This window comes from Burkholderia sp. B10, assembly GCF_004368385.1.
Lineage (GTDB): Bacteria > Pseudomonadota > Gammaproteobacteria > Burkholderiales > Burkholderiaceae > Burkholderia > Burkholderia vietnamiensis.
The window spans coordinates 51918-68831 of sequence record NZ_PQMX01000036.1; the positions used below are offsets into that span (position 1 = coordinate 51918).

At 68.4% G+C, this 16914-nt stretch carries 17 protein-coding genes; 10 read left to right on the top strand and 7 right to left on the bottom strand.

The window, feature by feature from the left end; translation table 11 throughout:
* Positions 1–15 precede the first annotated feature (15 nt).
* From C3Y15_RS18705 to C3Y15_RS18740, 8 genes are read left to right on the top strand one after another with little or no spacing between them, the layout of a single operon-like run.
* Complete coding sequence (locus C3Y15_RS18705; RefSeq protein WP_034193649.1) at positions 16–309, top strand: hypothetical protein; 294 nt, start codon at positions 16–18, stop codon at positions 307–309.
* Positions 310–335: 26 nt separating this feature from the next.
* Positions 336–1607: a TadE/TadG family type IV pilus assembly protein gene (locus tag C3Y15_RS18710; RefSeq protein ID WP_124260146.1), complete on the top strand. Its 1272-nt coding sequence runs from the start codon at positions 336–338 to the stop codon at positions 1605–1607.
* Positions 1608–1650: 43 nt separating this feature from the next.
* A complete protein-coding gene (locus C3Y15_RS18715; protein ID WP_174479799.1) occupies positions 1651–2154 on the top strand; it encodes a TadE/TadG family type IV pilus assembly protein in 504 nt (167 codons plus the stop codon).
* Positions 2151–2594: a TadE/TadG family type IV pilus assembly protein gene (locus C3Y15_RS18720; RefSeq protein ID WP_011880525.1), complete on the top strand. Its 444-nt coding sequence runs from the start codon at positions 2151–2153 to the stop codon at positions 2592–2594. The genes C3Y15_RS18715 and C3Y15_RS18720 overlap by 4 nt, the downstream gene beginning before the upstream one ends.
* A gap of 20 nt (positions 2595–2614) precedes the next feature.
* Positions 2615–3823 carry an AAA family ATPase gene (locus C3Y15_RS18725; protein WP_011880524.1) on the top strand — a complete coding sequence of 403 codons (1209 nt, stop codon included), beginning with the start codon at positions 2615–2617 and terminating at the stop codon, positions 3821–3823.
* A gap of 19 nt (positions 3824–3842) precedes the next feature.
* Complete coding sequence (locus C3Y15_RS18730) at positions 3843–5210, top strand: CpaF family protein (protein WP_124260147.1); 1368 nt, start codon at positions 3843–3845, stop codon at positions 5208–5210.
* Between the two features lie 17 nt (positions 5211–5227).
* Entirely contained in the window at positions 5228–6205 is a 978-nt protein-coding gene (locus C3Y15_RS18735; RefSeq protein ID WP_045579836.1) for a type II secretion system F family protein, read from the top strand.
* 38 nt (positions 6206–6243) lie between these two features.
* Complete coding sequence (locus C3Y15_RS18740) at positions 6244–7227, top strand: type II secretion system F family protein (RefSeq protein WP_069246660.1); 984 nt, start codon at positions 6244–6246, stop codon at positions 7225–7227.
* Between the two features lie 351 nt (positions 7228–7578).
* Here C3Y15_RS18740 and C3Y15_RS18745 read toward each other — a convergent pair whose 3' ends face one another.
* The 5 genes from C3Y15_RS18745 to C3Y15_RS18765 form a co-directional block, all read right to left on the bottom strand.
* A complete protein-coding gene (locus C3Y15_RS18745) occupies positions 7579–8538 on the bottom strand; it encodes a transporter (RefSeq protein WP_069223906.1) in 960 nt (319 codons plus the stop codon).
* A gap of 33 nt (positions 8539–8571) precedes the next feature.
* Positions 8572–9102, bottom strand: a complete 531-nt coding sequence (locus C3Y15_RS18750; RefSeq protein WP_011880519.1) for a flavin reductase family protein — start codon at positions 9100–9102, stop codon at positions 8572–8574.
* Positions 9099–10346, bottom strand: coding sequence for a styrene monooxygenase/indole monooxygenase family protein (locus C3Y15_RS18755; RefSeq protein ID WP_045579997.1), 1248 nt, complete (start codon positions 10344–10346; stop codon positions 9099–9101). Before C3Y15_RS18755 ends, C3Y15_RS18750 begins: the two co-directional genes overlap by 4 nt.
* 63 nt (positions 10347–10409) lie before the next feature.
* Entirely contained in the window at positions 10410–11198 is a 789-nt protein-coding gene (locus C3Y15_RS18760) for an SDR family oxidoreductase (protein ID WP_045579833.1), read from the bottom strand.
* A gap of 65 nt (positions 11199–11263) precedes the next feature.
* Positions 11264–12493 carry a dienelactone hydrolase family protein gene (locus tag C3Y15_RS18765; RefSeq protein ID WP_011880516.1) on the bottom strand — a complete coding sequence of 410 codons (1230 nt, stop codon included), beginning with the start codon at positions 12491–12493 and terminating at the stop codon, positions 11264–11266.
* 353 nt (positions 12494–12846) lie between these two features.
* On the opposite strand from C3Y15_RS18765, the gene C3Y15_RS18770 reads away from it, so the two are divergent.
* Together C3Y15_RS18770 and C3Y15_RS18775 are read left to right on the top strand one after the other, a co-directional pair.
* On the top strand, positions 12847–13872 hold the full coding sequence (locus C3Y15_RS18770) for an AraC family transcriptional regulator (RefSeq protein ID WP_014726166.1): 1026 nt from the start codon (positions 12847–12849) through the stop codon (positions 13870–13872).
* 171 nt (positions 13873–14043) lie between these two features.
* Entirely contained in the window at positions 14044–15237 is a 1194-nt protein-coding gene (locus C3Y15_RS18775) for an NnrS family protein (protein WP_059461670.1), read from the top strand.
* Positions 15238–15414: 177 nt separating this feature from the next.
* Here C3Y15_RS18775 and C3Y15_RS18780 read toward each other — a convergent pair whose 3' ends face one another.
* Positions 15415–16524 (bottom strand): S-(hydroxymethyl)glutathione dehydrogenase/class III alcohol dehydrogenase, encoded by a 1110-nt coding sequence (locus C3Y15_RS18780; RefSeq protein WP_034193640.1) that lies wholly within the window; start codon positions 16522–16524, stop codon positions 15415–15417.
* Between the two features lie 55 nt (positions 16525–16579).
* A complete protein-coding gene (frmR, locus tag C3Y15_RS18785) occupies positions 16580–16855 on the bottom strand; it encodes a formaldehyde-responsive transcriptional repressor FrmR (protein ID WP_011880512.1) in 276 nt (91 codons plus the stop codon).
* Positions 16856–16914 lie beyond the last annotated feature (59 nt).

A 16914-nucleotide genomic window follows, 5' to 3' on the forward strand; every position in this document is an offset into this window, starting at 1 on the left:
TCCAAGGGGAAGCTCATGAAATCCTCCTACCTCGTATTCGTGCGCCGCGCGGCGCTCGCCGCACCGCTCGCGTTCGCGCTGGCCGGCTGCATGTCGTCGACGCCGGTGTGGGACACGCGCTTCGGCGACTCCGTGCGCGCCGTCACGCAAGCGCAGATCATCGATCCGCACGCGGCCGAACACGCGTCGCAGCCGGTGGTCGCGGGCAGCGCCGCCGCGTCCGCGCTCGACAACTACGACAAGTCGTTCAAGCAGCCGGAGCCGAAGGGCAATGCCTTCGTGATCGGCATCGGCAAGTCGGCGCAATAACAACAGGCAAGCTCAGGGAGAACGCCATGTCCAGCGCAGCTCGTCATCCGAAACTCACGCGCCGCAGTTTGCATCGACAGCGCGGTACCGTCGCGATCGTCGTCGGTCTCGCACTGGCGGTGATGATCGGATTCGTCGGTCTCGCGCTGGACCTCGGCAAGCTGTACGTCACGCGCAGCGAACTGCAGAACAGCGCCGATGCCTGCGCGCTGTCCGCCGCGCGTGACCTGACTTCGGCGATCAGCCTGTCCGTCGCGGAGGCGGACGGCATCGCCGCCGGTCACGTCAACTTCGCGTTCTTTCAGAAGAGCGCGGTGCAGATGCTGACCGATTCGAACGTCACGTTCAGCGATTCGCTGACGAATCCGTTCCTGACGAAGACGGCGGTTTCGACGCCGGCCAACGTCAAGTACGTGAAATGCACGGCCACGTTGAGCGGCATCGCGAACTGGTTCGTCGGCGTGTTGAACACGATGCCCGGCGTACAGGTCGCGAACGCGACGCAGGTGTCGGCGAGCGCGATCGCGACCGTCGCCGCCGGGCAGACGACCTGTGCGATTCCGGTGTTCGTGTGCCGCGCCTCGTCGGCCGCGCCGTACAAGGTCGGCGACTGGATCTCGTCGCCGTCCGGGTCGTCGTCGACCTACGGGCCGGGCAACTTCGGCTGGGCCGCGCTCGATGGCTCGACCAACGAGACGACCATCGCGAGCGAGCTGTCGGGCAACACCTGCAACATCACGTCGCCGCCCGATCTCGGCTCGACCGGCTTGAAGTCCGCGTCGCTGCGCGCCTGGAACACCCGCTTCGGCATCTATACGAACGGCGCGAACGGCTCGAGCGGCCAGCCCGACTTCACCGGCTATGCGTACGTCGGGCCGAAATACGGGCCGCCCGGCACGCCGGGCATCGTCGGCGATGCGTACACACAGTTCGTGCTCGATCGCGCCAGCTTCAAGTCCTACCAGGGCGACGGCGCGCCGCCGGCCGGCAGCGGCATCGCGACCAACGGGACGGCCACCGCGAGCAACTATCAGACGTACGGCGGCGATCGCCGGCTCGCGCTGGCGCCGGAGGGCGACTGCTCGACGCTGTCGGGCAGCAGCAGCAAGCTGCACGTCACGCAGTGGGACTGCGTGCTGATGCTCGATCCGTTGCCGTTCAGCCCGGGCGCGGGCGGCGTGGTCGCGCACCTCGAATATCTCGGCTCGACCGCATCGGGCTCGACACCTTGCGCGACGCACGGGCTGCCGGGCGTCGGCAGCTCGGCGGGCGTCAAGGTGCCGATGCTCGTTCAATAGAGGAGACGCGATCATGAAAAGGCTTCCGATGCACCGTTCGCGCATGCGCGGCGTGGCCGCCGTGGAGTTCGCGCTGGTGCTGATCCCGTTGATCGTGCTCGCGACCGGCGTGGCCGAGTTCGGCCGCGCGATCTACCAGTACGAGACGATCACCAAGGCGACCCGCAACGCCGCGCGCTACCTGTCCGTCTATCTGCCGAGCGACGCCGCCTATCCGCTTGCCGCGGCGCAGTGCCTCGTCGTCTACGGAAACACGACGTGCGGCGCGGCCGGCACCGAGCTGGTGCCGGGGCTCACCACGTCGATGGTGATCGTCTGCGACGCCGCGCACACGCCCGACTGCGCCGATGCGTCGGATCCGCCGCAGTTCGCGAACCTGCCGACCTACGACTCGAGCAACAACGCGCCGAGCGGCACCGCGACCGGCAGCATCAACGTCGTCGAAGTGAAGGTGAAGGGCTACACGTACCAGCCGATCCCAGCCTACCCGGGGCTGTCGTCGATCACGTTCGGCAACATCGTCACCGTGATGAGGCAAGTGTCATGAACGCACGCCATGTTCCGCTGTCGCGCCGCCGCGGCCAACGCGGCGCGACCATCGTCGAGTTCGCGTTGATCTCGTCGATTCTCGTCATGCTGCTGTTGGGCATCTTCGAATTCGGCCGGGTGCTGTTCTACTGGAACACGGCCACCGAGGCGATGCGGCTCGGCGCGCGCACGGCGATCGTGTGCGACGTGAACGCCGCCGGCATCGTCAAGCGCGTGAAGTCGATGCTGCCGATCCTGGCCGATGCGAACGTCGCGGTGACCTACACGCCGTCGGGCTGCGACGTGAGCAGCTGCTCGTTCGTGACGCTGAGCATCACGAACCTCACCGTCAAGACGATGGTCCCGTTCGTCAACGTCGCGCTCACTATGCCGCCTTTCACGACGACGCTCACGCGCGAAAGCCTGAATTCCTCGACCGGCGGATCAGCCTGTCAATAATTGCACGACGAGGCACAGTCATGATCAATATCCTCGTAGCTTCCGACGACACGGCCCGGCTCATGCGGATCGCGCGTCTCGTCAGCGACGCCGGCCGCTACCGCGTGACGCGCGCGGCCGGCCGTCCGTCGCAAATCGAGCATCGCACCGACGGGCTCGACTCGTTCGACATCCTGCTGATCGACAGCGGGCAGATCGATGCGGCTGAGCTGGCGGCGCTCGAACGCATCTGCCGGCAGCATCCGGGCCTGACCGGCATCCTGGTGAGCGCCGACGCATCGCCGCAGATGCTGCTGGACGCCATGCGCGCTGGCGCGCGCGACGTGCTGCAGTGGCCGATCGACACGGCCGCGCTCGCCCGTGCGCTCGAACGCGCGGCCGCGCAGAGCACGCGGCGCGACGGCGACGATACGCGGATCATCTCTTTCACGTCATGCAAGGGCGGCGCGGGCACGAGCTTCGTCGCGAGCAACGTCGCCTACGAGATCAGCGAGCAGTTCAAGCGGCGCGTGTTGCTGATCGACCTGAACCAGCAGTATGCCGATGCCGCGTTCCTCGTCAGCGACGAGACGCCGCCGTCGACGCTGCCGCAGCTGTGCGCGCAGATCGAACGGATCGACGGCGCCTTCCTCGATGCGAGCCTCGCGCACGTGACGCCGACCTTCCACGTGCTCGCGGGCGCGGGCGACCCGGTCAAGGCCGCGGAGATGCGCGAGGACGCGCTCGAGTGGATTCTCGGCGTGGCGGCGCCGCGCTACGACTTCGTGATCTTCGACATCGGCGTGAGCATCAGCGCGCTGTCGATGGTCGCGCTGGACCGCAGCGACCAGATCCAGCTCGTGCTGCAGCCCGCGATGCCGCATGTGCGCGCGGGGCGCCGGATGCTGGAAATCCTCGTGTCGCTCGGCTACTCGAGCGACCAGCTGCGGCTCGTGGTGAACCGGATGACGCGCACGGGCGAGCGCACCCGCACCGCGCTCGAGGAAGTGCTCGGGCTGCACGCGAGCACCACGATTCCGGATGACGCCGACACCGTGCGCGAAGCGATCGACCAGGGCTATCCGGTGTCGCGCCTGGCGCGCACCGCCGGCGTCGCGCGCGCGGTGCACGCGTGCGCGAAGCAGATCGTCGAAGGCGACGTGCGCACCCAGCCCGACGCGGCCAGCAGCGAACCGTTGATGTCCCGGCTGTTCGGCCGCAAGGCCACGCCGAAGCTCAAGTCCATGTGAATCTTTCGGGGAAACCATCATGTCATTGCGCGAACAGATGTCGTTGTATCGGACCCTGGCGCCGGCAACGGGCGCGGAGTCGGCCGGATCGGGCCATCCGTCGGTACGCGACGCGTATCAGAAGCTGCGCCGCGAGATTCATCTGGCGGTGCTCGAGCGCGTCGAGCTGGAGCGGCTGTCGCGGCTGCCGCAGGAGCAGGTCCGCCACGAGATCTCGGCGCTGATCTCGCGCATCCTCGACGAGGGGCGCATGCCGGCGAACGACATCGAGCGCCGCCAGCTCGCGATCGACGTGTACGACGAGATGTTCGGCTTCGGCCCGCTCGAGGCGCTGCTGCGCGACCCCGGCGTGTCCGACATCCTCGTGAACACGTACCGGCAGGTCTACGTCGAGCGCGGCGGCCGTCTGGAGCTGACCGACGTGACGTTCTACGACGACGCGCACCTGATGAAGGTGATCGAGAAGATCGTGTCGCGCGTCGGGCGCCGCATCGACGAATCGAGCCCGATGGTCGACGCGCGGCTGCCGGACGGCTCGCGCGTGAACGCGATCATTCCGCCGTCGGCGATCGACGGGCCGCTGCTGTCGATCCGGCGCTTCGCGGTCGACCCGTTGAAGATCGACGACCTCCTGCGCTTCCAGAGCCTCACGGAGCCGATGGCCGAGCTGCTCGAGGCGCTCGCGAAGGCGAAGGTGAACGTGCTCGTGTCGGGCGGCACCGGCAGCGGCAAGACGACGCTGCTCAACATCCTGTCGGGTTTCATTCCGCGCACGGAACGGATCGTGACGATCGAGGACGCGGCCGAGCTGCAGCTGCAGCAGCCGCACGTGCTGCGGCTCGAGACGCGGCCGCCGAACATCGAGGGCAAGGGCGAGATCACGCAGCGCACGCTGGTGCGCAACGCGCTGCGGATGCGGCCGGACCGCATCATCCTCGGCGAAGTGCGCGGCGCGGAAGCGCTCGACATGCTCAACGCGATGAACACCGGCCACGAAGGCTCGCTCGCGACGATCCACGCGAACACGCCGCGCGACGCGCTCACGCGGCTCGAGAACATGATCAGCATCGCCGGGCTGTCGCTGCCGCCGAAGACGATGCGCCAGCAGATCGCATCGGCGATCACGGTGGTCGTGCAGGCGTCGCGGCTCACCGACGGCAAGCGCAAGATCGTCAGCATCCAGGAGCTGACCGGGATGGAGGGCGACATCATCAACATGCAGGAAATCTTCACGTTCAAGCGGACCGGCATGAACGGCGACGGGTCGGTGCGCGGCTACTTCTGCGCGGCCGGCGTGCGGCCCAAGTTCGCGGAGCGGCTGCAGTCGTTCGGCATCAACCTGCCGGACGCGCTGTACGACCCGACGCGGCACTACGAGACGAACTGACGACGGCCGGAGGCCTCATGGACTCGATCTTTTACGGTTTTGTGATTCTCACCTTCGTCGCGGTCGTGCTCGCGATCGAGGGCGTCTATCAATGGTGGAACGCGCGGCACGGCAATGCCGCACGCCGGATCGAATCGCGCTTGCGCGCGATGTCGGCCGGCGGCAGCGTGCAGCAGGAGCGGATGTCGATCCTGAAGAAGCGCATGCTCGACGACTCGAAGCCGTTCGACCGGCTGCTGCTGCGCGTGCCGCGCGTACAGTCGCTCGATCTGGTGCTGCAGCAGTCCGGCCTCGACTGGACGGTCGCCAAGCTGGTCGTGCTGAGCGGTGCGTTGTGCGCGGCCACCGCGCTGGTGCTGAGCGTCACGCCGCTGCCGCTCGTCGCGGTGCTGCCGGTCGCGCTGTTCGCCGGCTGCATCCCGACGCTGTACGTGACGCGGCATCGCCGCCGCCGCATGCTCAAGCTCGAGCGGCAACTACCGGACGTGTGCGACATGATCGCGCGCGCGCTGCGCTCGGGCCACTCGTTCACGAGCGCGCTCGGGATGGTCGGCGAGGAGTTTCCGGAGCCGATGAGCGGCGAGTTTCGCATCACCTTCGACGAGATCAACTACGGCGTGTCGCTGCACGATGCGCTGGTGAATCTCGCGACGCGCGTGCCGGCGAACGACCTGCGCTACTTCGTGATCGCGGTGCTGATCCAGCGCGAGACCGGCGGCAATCTCGCCGAGCTGCTCGACAGCATCGCGGCGCTGGTGCGCGAGCGCTTCAAGCTGTTCGACAAAGTCCGCGTGCTGTCGGCGGAAGGGCGGCTGTCGGCGTGGATTCTCGGCCTGCTGCCGTTCGGCACCGCCGGGATGATGGCCGTGCTGAACCGCGAGTTTCTGTCGGTGCTCTGGCAGGACCCGGCGGGCGTCAAGATGGTCGGCGCGATGCTGACGTCGATGGCGTTCGGCCTGCTGTGGATCCGCCGGATCATCCGGATTCGCGTCTGACGCGTGTCTCAGGCTTCACGAACCGATTCGAGGCTGTCATGCAAAACCTGAGCGTAGTACATACCGTGATGCTCGCCGGCTTGTTCCTGTTCGTCGCGGGCGGCGTGCTGGTCGCGATGCTGCTGTTCGCGCCGCGCAACCTGCAGCGCCGGCTTCAGCAGGCCAGCGGCGCGAGCGTGGCGGTCGGCGCGGCCGGCGCCGGAGCGGACGACGCCGGCGCGCCCGGCCCGCGCTGGATCGCGCGGCTCGTCGAGCTGTCGCAACCGATCTCCAAGCTGTCGGTGCCGCAGGACGGCTGGGAGAACTCGCCGCTGCGGGTGCGGTTGATGAATGCCGGATGGCGCGACCCGAGCGCGGCCGGGCTCTACTTCACCGCGAAGACGGTGCTGGCGCTGACCTTGCCGGGCGCCGCGCTGCTCGCGCTCGCCACGACGCGGCTCGCCGATCAGCGCATGCTGCTGTCGTTCATCCTCGTCGCGCTGGCCGGCATCGGCTACTACCTGCCGAACTTCGTCCTGTCGCGCCGCATCACCAAGCGTCAGCGGACGATCTTCGAGGATTTCCCCGACGCGCTCGACCTGCTGACGGTTTGCGTCGAGGCCGGGCTCGGGCTCGATGCGGCGTTGATGCGGGTCAGCGAGGAGCTGCGCTTTCGCAGCGAAGTGGTCTCGGGCGAACTCGACCTGCTGCTGCTCGAAATGCGCTCGGGCTTCACCAAGGACACGGCATTGCGCAACCTCGCGCTGCGCACCGGCGTGGAAGACATCGAGTCGTTTTGCGCGATGCTGATCCAGGCCGACCGGTTCGGCACGAGCGTCGCCGAATCGCTGCGCGTGCTGTCGGACATGCTGCGCACGCGGCGGCGCATGCGCGCCGAGGAGCGCGCCGCGCGCATCGCGCTGAAGCTGCTGTTCCCGCTGATCTTCTGCATCTTCCCCGCGCTGATGGGCGTGCTGCTCGGGCCGGCGATGATTCATGTGTACCGCGTGCTGCTGCCGAGCTTCGCGACCATCGGCCAGTAAGCGGCGCGGCGCGGCCGGCCGCGCCGTGGATCGGCGCGCCGGCTGCGCGGCATCGCGAGCCGGCACGGCAACCGTCTTCATGGGAGGCTCGTCGTCCCCCGGGCGGCGTCGCGAGACAGGCCGATCATAGCGGCGTCAACGCAACCCGGACCCATGGTCGACCCTGGACGTGGCCGTAGTCCACCGCCCGCGCGGGTGGCCCCCTACGGCCATTGGAACGCACGGCGCGCGTGCGAGCCACGCGCGATGCGGCGCGCGCGAGCCGCGATCGCGTTGCACGGCCCGATGCCGTCCGTCACCCGTCACCCGTCACCCGTCACCCGTCACCCGTCACCCGTCACCCGTCACCCGTCACTGAAAGTGATGCACGTACCGTAGCACCATCCGCGTGCCCTGCGGGCGGTTGCGCGCATAGGTCTCGAAGTAGGCGTTGAACATCACGTGGTCCTGCGGCGAGAAGCTGTACATCGCGCCCGGTCCGATCGCGAACACCGCTTCCCGCGTGCCCGCCACGTCCTGCCCGTTCGCCTTCATGTCGGTGGTCTGACGCAGCCAGTAGCCGTTCAGCCCGAGCCGCAATCCGGGGCGCACCTCGTACTCGGTCGCGAAGTTCGCATGCACGGCCTGACCGGCCTGCGTCGACGTCACGTCCGGCCCGAGCGAGGCGGCCGGCGCGTGATTGGTTGCATTCCACAAGTAATGCAGCCGCCACGACACGGTCCACTTCGGCGTGATCCAGAAGGTGGCGGCCCAGTACGGATCGAACGACCAGAAATGACTGCCCGGATTGATCGCGCGCGTGCGGTCGTACGCGCCGGTCGGCGCGATGAACTGGAATTCCACCCGCTGCGCGAAGCGCGGTCCGTGCGCGCCCATCACCGGGTCGAACTGCACGAACGGGCCGATCAACAGATCGCCGAAGCCCGCACGCGCGTTCAGCGCGACGTTGCCGATGCCGTCGTCGGTATGGACCGAGCCGACCCACGGCAGGATCACGTCGAGCCCCGGATGCATGCCGCCGAACGTCAGCGGCGCCTGGTAGACGAGCTGGCTCAGCCCCGCGAACAGGTCGATGTCCTGCTTCGGCAGCCCGACCTTGTTGCCCGCGTTGTCGTTGACGCGGCCGGCCGTGTAGTACTCGAGGTACTGCGTGCCGTACCAGCCGGAGCCGGCCGGCGGCAGCCCGTCGACGAAGCTCGTCATCCCCAGGTTGACCGACGGCAGGTCGGCCGCCTGGGCCGGCGCGTGGACGGCCAGGCCGGCGACCACGATGCCCGCGATCGCGAGCAGGCGAGAGCCGCAATTCTTCATCACCACCTCCTGTTGCGTTATGAGTAGAGCCGGTCAAACGGCGCGTGCGAGATCCGGGTGCGCGCAGAGCGCGCGATATTCGCCGGCATGGAAGACCAGCGGTGCCTTGCCGAACGCGTCGAACGCTTCGATCCGGCCGATGAACAACAGGTGGTCGCCGCCTTCGTAATGGCCGACGTTGCGGCACACGAAGCGCGCGCTCGATCCGTGCAGGCACGGCACGCCGCCGGCTTCGGCGTCGTCGTGCGGCACGCCGTCGAACTTGTCGGCGCGCGGCGTCGCGAAGCGGCGCGACAGCTCGAGCTGGTCGTGCGCGAGGATATTGATCGCGAAGTGCGTGGCCGCAACGAAATCCGGCCGGCTCGGCGCCACCTTGCGCAGGCTCCACAGCAGCAGCGGCGGATCGAGCGACAGCGACGAGAACGAATTGGCGGTAAGCCCGACCTTGCGGCCGTCGGCGGCGCGCGTGGTGATCACGGTGACGCCGGTCGGAAAATGCCCGAACGCGGCGCGCAGTTGCAGCGGATCGACGGCGGCGAGAGGGGAGGAAGCGCTGGCGTTCATCGCGCTTGCTCCGAACGTGCCGCGTGTTCGCGGATCATCGCGGCGCACGCGGCCGGCTCGAACCACCACGGCGCGAAGCGGCGCGGGTCGTCGAAGCCGTCGACGAGCGTCGCGGCCAGCGTCGGATACTGGCCGGCCGCGCCGAGCAGTTCGAGCACGTGCGGCGGCGGCGGCGTGAGCAGCGAGTTGGTCCAGCGCACGACGTGCTGCGCGTAGGCCCAGTAGCGTTCGAACGTGTCGTGCATCCAGCCTTCGTCGAACGGCGCGGCCTCGCGCGTGAGGATCGCGTCGCCGTAAACCTTCGCGCATTTCGCCGCGTTGTTCGAGCCCTGCCCGGTGATCGGGTCGTTCACGACCACCGCGTCGGCCATGCCGAACACGGTGCGGCCCGACGGCAGCCGCAACAACGGCTTGCGCACGGTCGGCGTGAAGCGCCCGGCGAGCGTGCCGTTCGGATCGGTCAGCTCGACGTCGCGGCAGCGCTCGAATTCCCACGGCACGTAGCGTTGCAGGAACGACAGGCTGCGGTCGAGGTGCTGTTCGGGCGTTTTCACGTCGGCCCAGCAGTCGAGCGGGCCGCCCGGAATGCCCTCGAACACCATGATCTCGCACGGGCCGGTCGTGGTCAGCGCCGGAAACACGAAGTATTCGCCGATGCCGGGCAGCAGGTTGAAGCGCACGCGCGCATACGGCTGGCTCGGCGTCATGCCCTTCACGTAGGTCAGCGCGAGCGCGCGTTGCGGGCGCTCGAACGCGCTGCGCGCGTCGTCGCGGCCCAGCAGGTTGACGATGTCGCCCTTGCCGGCCGCGAGCAGCACGAGATCGTGGCTGCTCGCGAGCGCTTCGAGCTCCGCTATGCCGACGTCGCAGATGCGCACGTCGGCGCCGCGGTCGCGGACTGCGTCGAGCCAGTCGGCCATCTTCACGCGCTGGTCGACCGACTGCGCGTAGCGGGTCAGGCGCGACGACCAGTCGATCGCCTTGCGGCCGCCGCCGTCGGGATGCGGCACCGCGACGCCGATCCCCTCGATGGACGGGCACGCTTCTTCCCAGTGGTTCAGGCCGGCATCGCGCTCCAGCTGCAGCGCGGTGTGGAACATGCATTGGCTCGACATCACCTTGCCGGAGCGGATCTGCTGCGCGTCGCGGTTGGTCGCGAGCGTGACGTGATAGCCGTGGTCGAGCAGCGTGAAAGCGAGTTGAAGGCCGGACTGGCCGGCACCGACGATGGCGATGCGCTTCATGATGAAATCCTTGGTATGACGAATCAATCGGGTCGTGATGCGGCGCGGCGAATCGGCTTGCCGCTATTGCGCGAGCTGCGGGATCGCCGGCACGGCCTGCTCGGGGCCCATCGCGGAATAGCCGCCGTCCACCGCGTAGTCGGCGCCGGTGACGAAGCTCGCCGCGTCGCTGCACAGGAACGTGACGACCTGCGCGACTTCCGACGGGTCGCCGACGCGCCCGAGCAGATGAAACGGCGCGGCCACGCGGTCCGTCTTCGCGCGGTCGCCGTGCGTCATCTCGTCCATCACGCGCGACCAGGTCCAGCCCGGCGACACCGAGTTCACGCGGATCCGGTCCGCCGCGAGATCCATCGCCATGCTGCGGGTGAGCTGGCGCATCGCGGCCTTCGAGGTCGGGTAGAGCCAGCGGCCCGTCTGCGCGCATTGCGCCGAGATCGAGCTGAAGTTGACGATCGCGCCGCCGCCGCGTCGCACCAGGTGCGGATGCACGGCCTTGACCAGCATCGCCGCCGATACGACGTTGACGTCCATCGCCGCGAGCCAGTCGCGGCGCGTCGCGCGGATGCCGTCGTCGACGTAGCTGCATGCGAGGTTGATCAGCAGATCGATCGCGCCGAAGCGCTCGACGACGGCCGCCACCGCGTGCTCGATCGCACGATCGTCGGTGATGTCTGCGGCGATGAACATCGCGTGCTCGCCGAGCGTGTCGGCGACGCGCGCGCCGTTCTGCACGTCGAGGTCGACGATCGCGACGCACGCGCCGGCGCGCACCAGATCCTGCGCGACCGCCGCGCCGATCAGCGTGGCGCCGCCGGTGACGATCGCGACTTTGCCTGCCAGAGCTGTCATGGGGTGTCTCCTGGAATGATTGAGTGAAGGCGACGCGCTCGCGGTGCGGGCCGTCGCTCGGGCGCTTACGCGCTGTCGCGCCAGTGCTGCATCAGCCGGTTCGACGGCACCGTTTCGTCGAGCAGCTTGCGCGCCGTCTCGACGCCGGCGACCGGCAGCCCGGCCGCGTCCAGCAAGCCGATCTGCACGAGCACGCTGGCCTGGTCCCAGTAGATGTGCTCGTGATACAGCTTGTTGCCGCGGAACTTGACGATCGCGACGAGCGGAATCTCGACGCGTTTGCCGGTCGGCGTGACGCCGGGCAGCATCCAGTCGATCTCGGTGGTGTGGGTGAAGCAGAACAGCAGTTCGTCGACGATCTGGCTCGCGCCGATCGTGCGCGAGATCGGCGTAATCGTCGTGTCGGGCGGGTTCGCATGCACGAAGTGATGCGTGTAGAAGCGCTTGAGCTCGTCGTGGCCGACGCCGCCGGTCAGCGTTGGGATATGGTTCACGTACGGTTGCGCGACCATCGTGGCCATCGTCGCGTCGACGTTGCGCGTGTCGAATTCGTGGCGCAGGTGTTCTTCCCACAGTGCGGACAGATCGTAGTGCGGGCCGAGCGCCGCACGGAACGCGGCGATCGCGCGCTGATGCGCCATCACGGCGGCCGCCTTGTCGAAGTGATCGCCGCCGCTGCGCGCGAACGCATGGTCGACGCCGGGATACACGTACACCTCGACGCCATCGCGGCCGCTCAGCGCTGCGGCGATGCGCGCCTGCGCGTCCGGCGGGCAGAAGCGGTCCTGGGCGGCGATCTGCAGCACGAGCCGGCCGCGCACGCCGGCCGCCTCGTCGAGCGCGTGCTCGATCCCGACGCCGTAATAGCTGACCGCGGCCGCCACGTCCGGCAGCCGGCACGCGGCCAGATAGGCGAGCTTGCCGCCCAGGCAGAAGCCGAGCACGCCGACCTTGCCCGTGCACTCCGGCCGGCCGGTCAGCGCGGCCAGCGCGGCGGCGACGTCGTCGACGCCGTCGTTTTCGTCGTAGTCGCGGTACAGCGCCATCGCGCGCTCGAAGTCCGGCGCGGTGTAACCGAGCTCGATGCCCGGCGCCTGACGCCAGAACAAATCGGGCACGAGCACCGTATAGCCTTCTTCGGCGTAATAGTCGGCCACGTCGCGCATCGTCGCGTTCGCGCCGAAGATTTCATGGCACAACACGATACCGGGCCCCTTGCCGGCCGCCGGCGTGCTCAGATACGCGCGAAACGTGCCGCCGTGCGGCGACGGAACCTCGATGTGTCGTCCTTTCATGCGTCCCTCCCTTCGGTGCGTTGCTTGGATGGACCCAGTATTGGCGGACGAAATTGGCACTTCTATCCGCTTTCTTCGGCCGGTATCCGCGGATTCCGGAAACCTGCGGCGCGCCATGCGGCGCCGCGGCCGGTACGCGGCGCACTGCGGGTATGTGCGGATGCGGAAGACCCGCGCAGTTTTCTACGATGCGCGAACGGTCCGCTTCTTGCGTGATGGGCGTGGGGCTTGCGCGCGCGACGGCGCGGACTGTCCGGATAGTCCGGGTGCTATCCGGATCGTGCGACGGGCTTCCCAGGAATCGGGAACACGTGCACTGCGCAAGTGCGATCGGGCACGACGGGAGAACTTCGATGGGGCAATTTACGGGAACGGGCTGGCTGGGCGAGGCCGCCTGTTTCAATCGCGACACGCTGTTGCTGCAGTCGAACGACGTCGACGAGGTGCGCGCGCGCGTGGCCGACGTGTTCAAGCCGCATCGGCTCACGCCGACCGGCGCCGCGCACGCGCTGCACGGCTGCATGCATCACGCGCGCTGGGGCAACCTGTCGCTGAACCTGCTCGACTACGGCGGGCAGGTGGCGATCGAGCCGGGGCCGCTCGAACACTTCTATCTGCTGCAGATACCGTTGCGCGGGGATGCCGAGATCGAGTGCGGCGCGGCGCGCTTCGTGTCGTCGCCCGACACCGCGTCGCTGCTGTCGCCGACGCTGCCGGTCCGGATGCAGTGGGGCGACGCGTGTCCGCAGGTGATCCTGCGCGTCGAGCGCGAGGTGATGGAGCGGCATGCGCGGCGCCATTTCGGCGACGAGCGCCGCGCGCCGGTGGAGTTCGAGCCGGAGTTCAGCCTCGCGTCGCCGCAGGGCGCGTGCCTCGCCCAGATGCTGCCGATGCTGGCCGACGCGATCGCAACCGACGGGCATCCGTTGCGCCATCCGCTCGCGTTCGAGCAGTTGGAGTCGACGCTGCTGAACCTGCTGCTGTACGGCCATCCGAACAGCATACGCAACGGCGCACGTCCGGCGCCGGCGCCGCTCGCGCCGTTCTACGTGCGGCGCGTCGAGGAGTACATCCGCGCGCATCTCGACGAGCCGTTGACGATCGAGCGCCTGGCCGAATTGGCGGGCGTGAGCCCGAGCACGCTGTTCGCCGGGTTTCGCAACCGCCACGGCAGCACGCCGATGGCGTATCTGCGCCAGTTGCGGCTGCAGCGCGTGCGCGACGAATTGCTCGACGACGCGACGCCGGGGCTCGCGTCGGTGACGGACATCGCGCTCAAATGGGGCTTCGCGCACCTCGGGCGGTTCGCGATCGAATACAAGCGGGCGTTCGGGGAATCGCCGTCGGCCACGCTCCGGATGCGACGCGCGCGATGCTGACGGGGCGATGACAACACACGCGCGGTTGCGAAAGTCTCGCACATGCGTGAAGTGCGAGCTTGACGCAGGTCACGAACGCGGACGATGCCACCGCGCTGCGTAGGGGCACCCGTCGTCGCGTGCGTCGGAGGTCTAGGATGAATGACGTCATCCTCGATCGACGGAGCGCACATGAAGATCAGCGAGCCCATGCAGGCGCCATCCGCGCCCGCCACGCCGCCGCTGCTGCAACTCGGGCTGCGGCCTTTCTATCTGACCGGCGCAGGGTTCGCGAGCATCGCCGTCGCGGTGTGGCTCGCGGCTTGGCACGGTGTGCCGGCCGCGGGGCGCGCGGGCGCGATGACCGGCCTCATGTGGCATGTGCACGAGATGATCTTCGGCTTCGTCGCCGCGATCGTCGTGGGCTTTCTGCTGACCGCCACGCGCGCGTGGACGTCGCGCGAGACGCTGCGCGGCCCCGCGCTCGGAGCCCTGTGGCTGCTCTGGCTCGCCGGACGCGTGCTCGTCTGGTCGGGGCCGGCCGTGCCCGCGGCGATCGTCGATGCGCTGTTCCTGCCCGTGACCGCCGCCGTGCTGCTGCGCGTGCTGCTGGCCGCGAAGAACCGGCACAACGTGTTCCTGCCGGTCGCGCTGCTGCTGTTCGGTGCGCTCAACGTGCTGTTCCATGTGGCCGTGACGACCGGCCGCGCGGATCTCGCGCTGCGCGCCGCCTACGCGGCGACGGGGCTCGTCGTGTTCTTCGTCGCGGTGATCACGGGCCGCATCGTGCCGATGTTCACGATGAACGCGATCCCCGGCTTCACGATGCGCCGCTTCCGGCTCGTCGATACGCTCGCGGGGCCGGCGGTCGCGCTCACGCTGTTCGCTGATGCGCTCGGCGCACCCGGCGCATTGCTGATCGCCGCCGCGCTCGCGACTGCGGTGCTGCATGCGTGGCGCATCGTCGGGTGGCGCTCGTGGCGCGTCGGCAAGCGGCCGATCGTGTGGATTCTGCACGTGTCGTGTCTGTGGATTCCGATCGGCTTCGTGCTGCTCGCGTTGTCGGTCGCCGGCGTGGTCGCGCACTCGCTCGCCGTGCATGCGTTGACGGTCGGGGCGATCGGCGGCGCGATCGTCGCGATGATCACGCGCACCGCGCTCGGCCACACGGGGCGCATGCTCGTCGCCGGCCCGTGGGAGCAGCTGTGTTACTGGCTGGTGATCGTCGCGGCGGTGCTCCGCGTGTTCGGGCCACTCGTGCCTGGGGTGGGCTACGTCGTGTGGCTCGATGCGTCCGCTGCTTGCTGGATCGTGGCATTCGCCGCGTATGCCGTGCATTACGCGCCGATCCTGATGTCGCCGCGCGCGGATGGTCGCAGGGATTGACGGGCGTGCGACCGGACCGCGCGTATGTGTGAAGCGCCGCCGCATTCCCGGCGCAGCAGGCCGCGGCCGGCGCGATCGTGACGCACCCGCAGAATGCACGACGCCGGCTAAACCTCGCGGTTTGCCGGCGTCGTCATGCGGCGCGACCGGCTGCGTGGCCGGCCGGTCGGATGGGGATCAGAAATGCACGACGGTGCGGATCGACTTGCCTTCGTGCATCAGGTCGAACGCTTCATTGATTTCGGTGAGCGGCTTCGTGTGCGTGACGAACGGTGCGAGCTGGATCTTGCCGGCCATTGCGTCCTCGACCATGCCCGGCAGTTCGGAGCGGCCCTTGACGCCGCCGAACGCGGTGCCGAGCCAGCGGCGGCCGGTGACGAGCTGGAACGGACGCGTCGAGATTTCCTGGCCGGCGCCCGCGACGCCGATGATGACGGACTGGCCCCAGCCGCGGTGCGCGCATTCGAGCGCCGCGCGCATCACGTTGACGTTGCCGATGCACTCGAAGCTGTGGTCGACGCCCCAGCCGGTCATCTCGACGATCACCTGCTGAATGGGCTTGTCGTAATCGCTCGGGTTCACGCAGTCGGTCGCGCCGAACACGCGCGCGAGGTCGAACTTGCCGGGGTTCGTGTCGACCGCGATGATGCGGCCGGCCTTCGCGAGCTTGGCGCCCTGGATCACCGCGAGGCCGATGCCGCCGAGGCCGAACACGGCGACGGTGTCGCCTTCCTGCACCTTGGCGGTGTTCTTCACCGCGCCGAGGCCGGTCGTGACGCCGCAGCCGAGCAGGCAGACCTGCTCAGGGTTAGCGTCGGGGCTGATCTTGGCGAGCGACACTTCGGCGACGACCGTGTATTCGCTGAAGGTCGAGCAGCCCATGTAGTGATAGACCGGCTGACCGTTGTAGCTGAAGCGGGTGGTGCCGTCCGGCATCACGCCCTTGCCCTGCGTCGCGCGCACCGACACGCACAGGTTGGTCTTGCCGCTCTTGCAGAACAGGCACTCGCCGCATTCGGCGGTGTACAGCGGAATGACGTGGTCGCCCGGCTTGACGCTCGTCACGCCTTCGCCGACTTCGACCACGATGCCGGCGCCCTCATGGCCCAGCACGGCGGGGAACAGGCCTTCCGGATCGTCGCCCGACAACGTGAACGCATCGGTGTGGCATACGCCGGTGTGCGTGATCTTGACGAGCACCTCGCCCTTGCGGGGCGGCTCGACGTCGAGCTCGACGATCTGCAGCGGCTTGCCCGCCTCGAATGCAACTGCGGCACGTGATTTCATGGGAATCCTTTAAGTAATCATCGAATGAATCGGCACGTCGACGATCCCGTATCGGTCAGCGCAAATACGACCGGACGAGCGTCACGATATCGTCGATCGACCCGGAAGCGGGGCGCGTCGCGTCCGCGAGCTGGGTGAATTCCTCGCGCAAATGGCTTTCGAGCACGCCGGCCATCACGCCGTTGATCGCGCCGCGAATCGCAGCCAGTTGCTGGAGTATCGGGCCACAGTCCGCGCCGTCTTCCAGCGCTTGCTCGAGCGCGTTCAGTTGCCCGCGCACGCGGCGCACGCGGGTCAGGACGCGCTTCTTTTCTTCGGGGGAATGCGGCATGGGATCGTGGGCTCCGGATACTGGGGGGCAGTATAGAGGAATGTCGGGGGGAGGTATAC

Coding starts and splice junctions, on each gene's coding strand:
- C3Y15_RS18735 (WP_045579836.1), top strand. CDS start 5,228: ATGGACTCGATCTTTTACGGTTTTGTGATTCTCACCTTCGTCGCGGTC.
- C3Y15_RS18780 (WP_034193640.1), bottom strand. CDS start 16,524: ATGAAATCACGTGCCGCAGTTGCATTCGAGGCGGGCAAGCCGCTGCAG.
- C3Y15_RS18710 (WP_124260146.1), top strand. CDS start 336: ATGTCCAGCGCAGCTCGTCATCCGAAACTCACGCGCCGCAGTTTGCAT.
- C3Y15_RS18755 (WP_045579997.1), bottom strand. CDS start 10,346: ATGAAGCGCATCGCCATCGTCGGTGCCGGCCAGTCCGGCCTTCAACTC.
- C3Y15_RS18765 (WP_011880516.1), bottom strand. CDS start 12,493: ATGAAAGGACGACACATCGAGGTTCCGTCGCCGCACGGCGGCACGTTT.
- C3Y15_RS18760 (WP_045579833.1), bottom strand. CDS start 11,198: ATGACAGCTCTGGCAGGCAAAGTCGCGATCGTCACCGGCGGCGCCACG.
- C3Y15_RS18770 (WP_014726166.1), top strand. CDS start 12,847: ATGGGGCAATTTACGGGAACGGGCTGGCTGGGCGAGGCCGCCTGTTTC.
- C3Y15_RS18720 (WP_011880525.1), top strand. CDS start 2,151: ATGAACGCACGCCATGTTCCGCTGTCGCGCCGCCGCGGCCAACGCGGC.
- C3Y15_RS18745 (WP_069223906.1), bottom strand. CDS start 8,538: ATGAAGAATTGCGGCTCTCGCCTGCTCGCGATCGCGGGCATCGTGGTC.
- C3Y15_RS18705 (WP_034193649.1), top strand. CDS start 16: ATGAAATCCTCCTACCTCGTATTCGTGCGCCGCGCGGCGCTCGCCGCA.
- C3Y15_RS18750 (WP_011880519.1), bottom strand. CDS start 9,102: ATGAACGCCAGCGCTTCCTCCCCTCTCGCCGCCGTCGATCCGCTGCAA.
- C3Y15_RS18740 (WP_069246660.1), top strand. CDS start 6,244: ATGCAAAACCTGAGCGTAGTACATACCGTGATGCTCGCCGGCTTGTTC.
- C3Y15_RS18730 (WP_124260147.1), top strand. CDS start 3,843: ATGTCATTGCGCGAACAGATGTCGTTGTATCGGACCCTGGCGCCGGCA.
- C3Y15_RS18725 (WP_011880524.1), top strand. CDS start 2,615: ATGATCAATATCCTCGTAGCTTCCGACGACACGGCCCGGCTCATGCGG.
- C3Y15_RS18715 (WP_174479799.1), top strand. CDS start 1,651: ATGCGCGGCGTGGCCGCCGTGGAGTTCGCGCTGGTGCTGATCCCGTTG.
- frmR (WP_011880512.1), bottom strand. CDS start 16,855: ATGCCGCATTCCCCCGAAGAAAAGAAGCGCGTCCTGACCCGCGTGCGC.
- C3Y15_RS18775 (WP_059461670.1), top strand. CDS start 14,044: ATGAAGATCAGCGAGCCCATGCAGGCGCCATCCGCGCCCGCCACGCCG.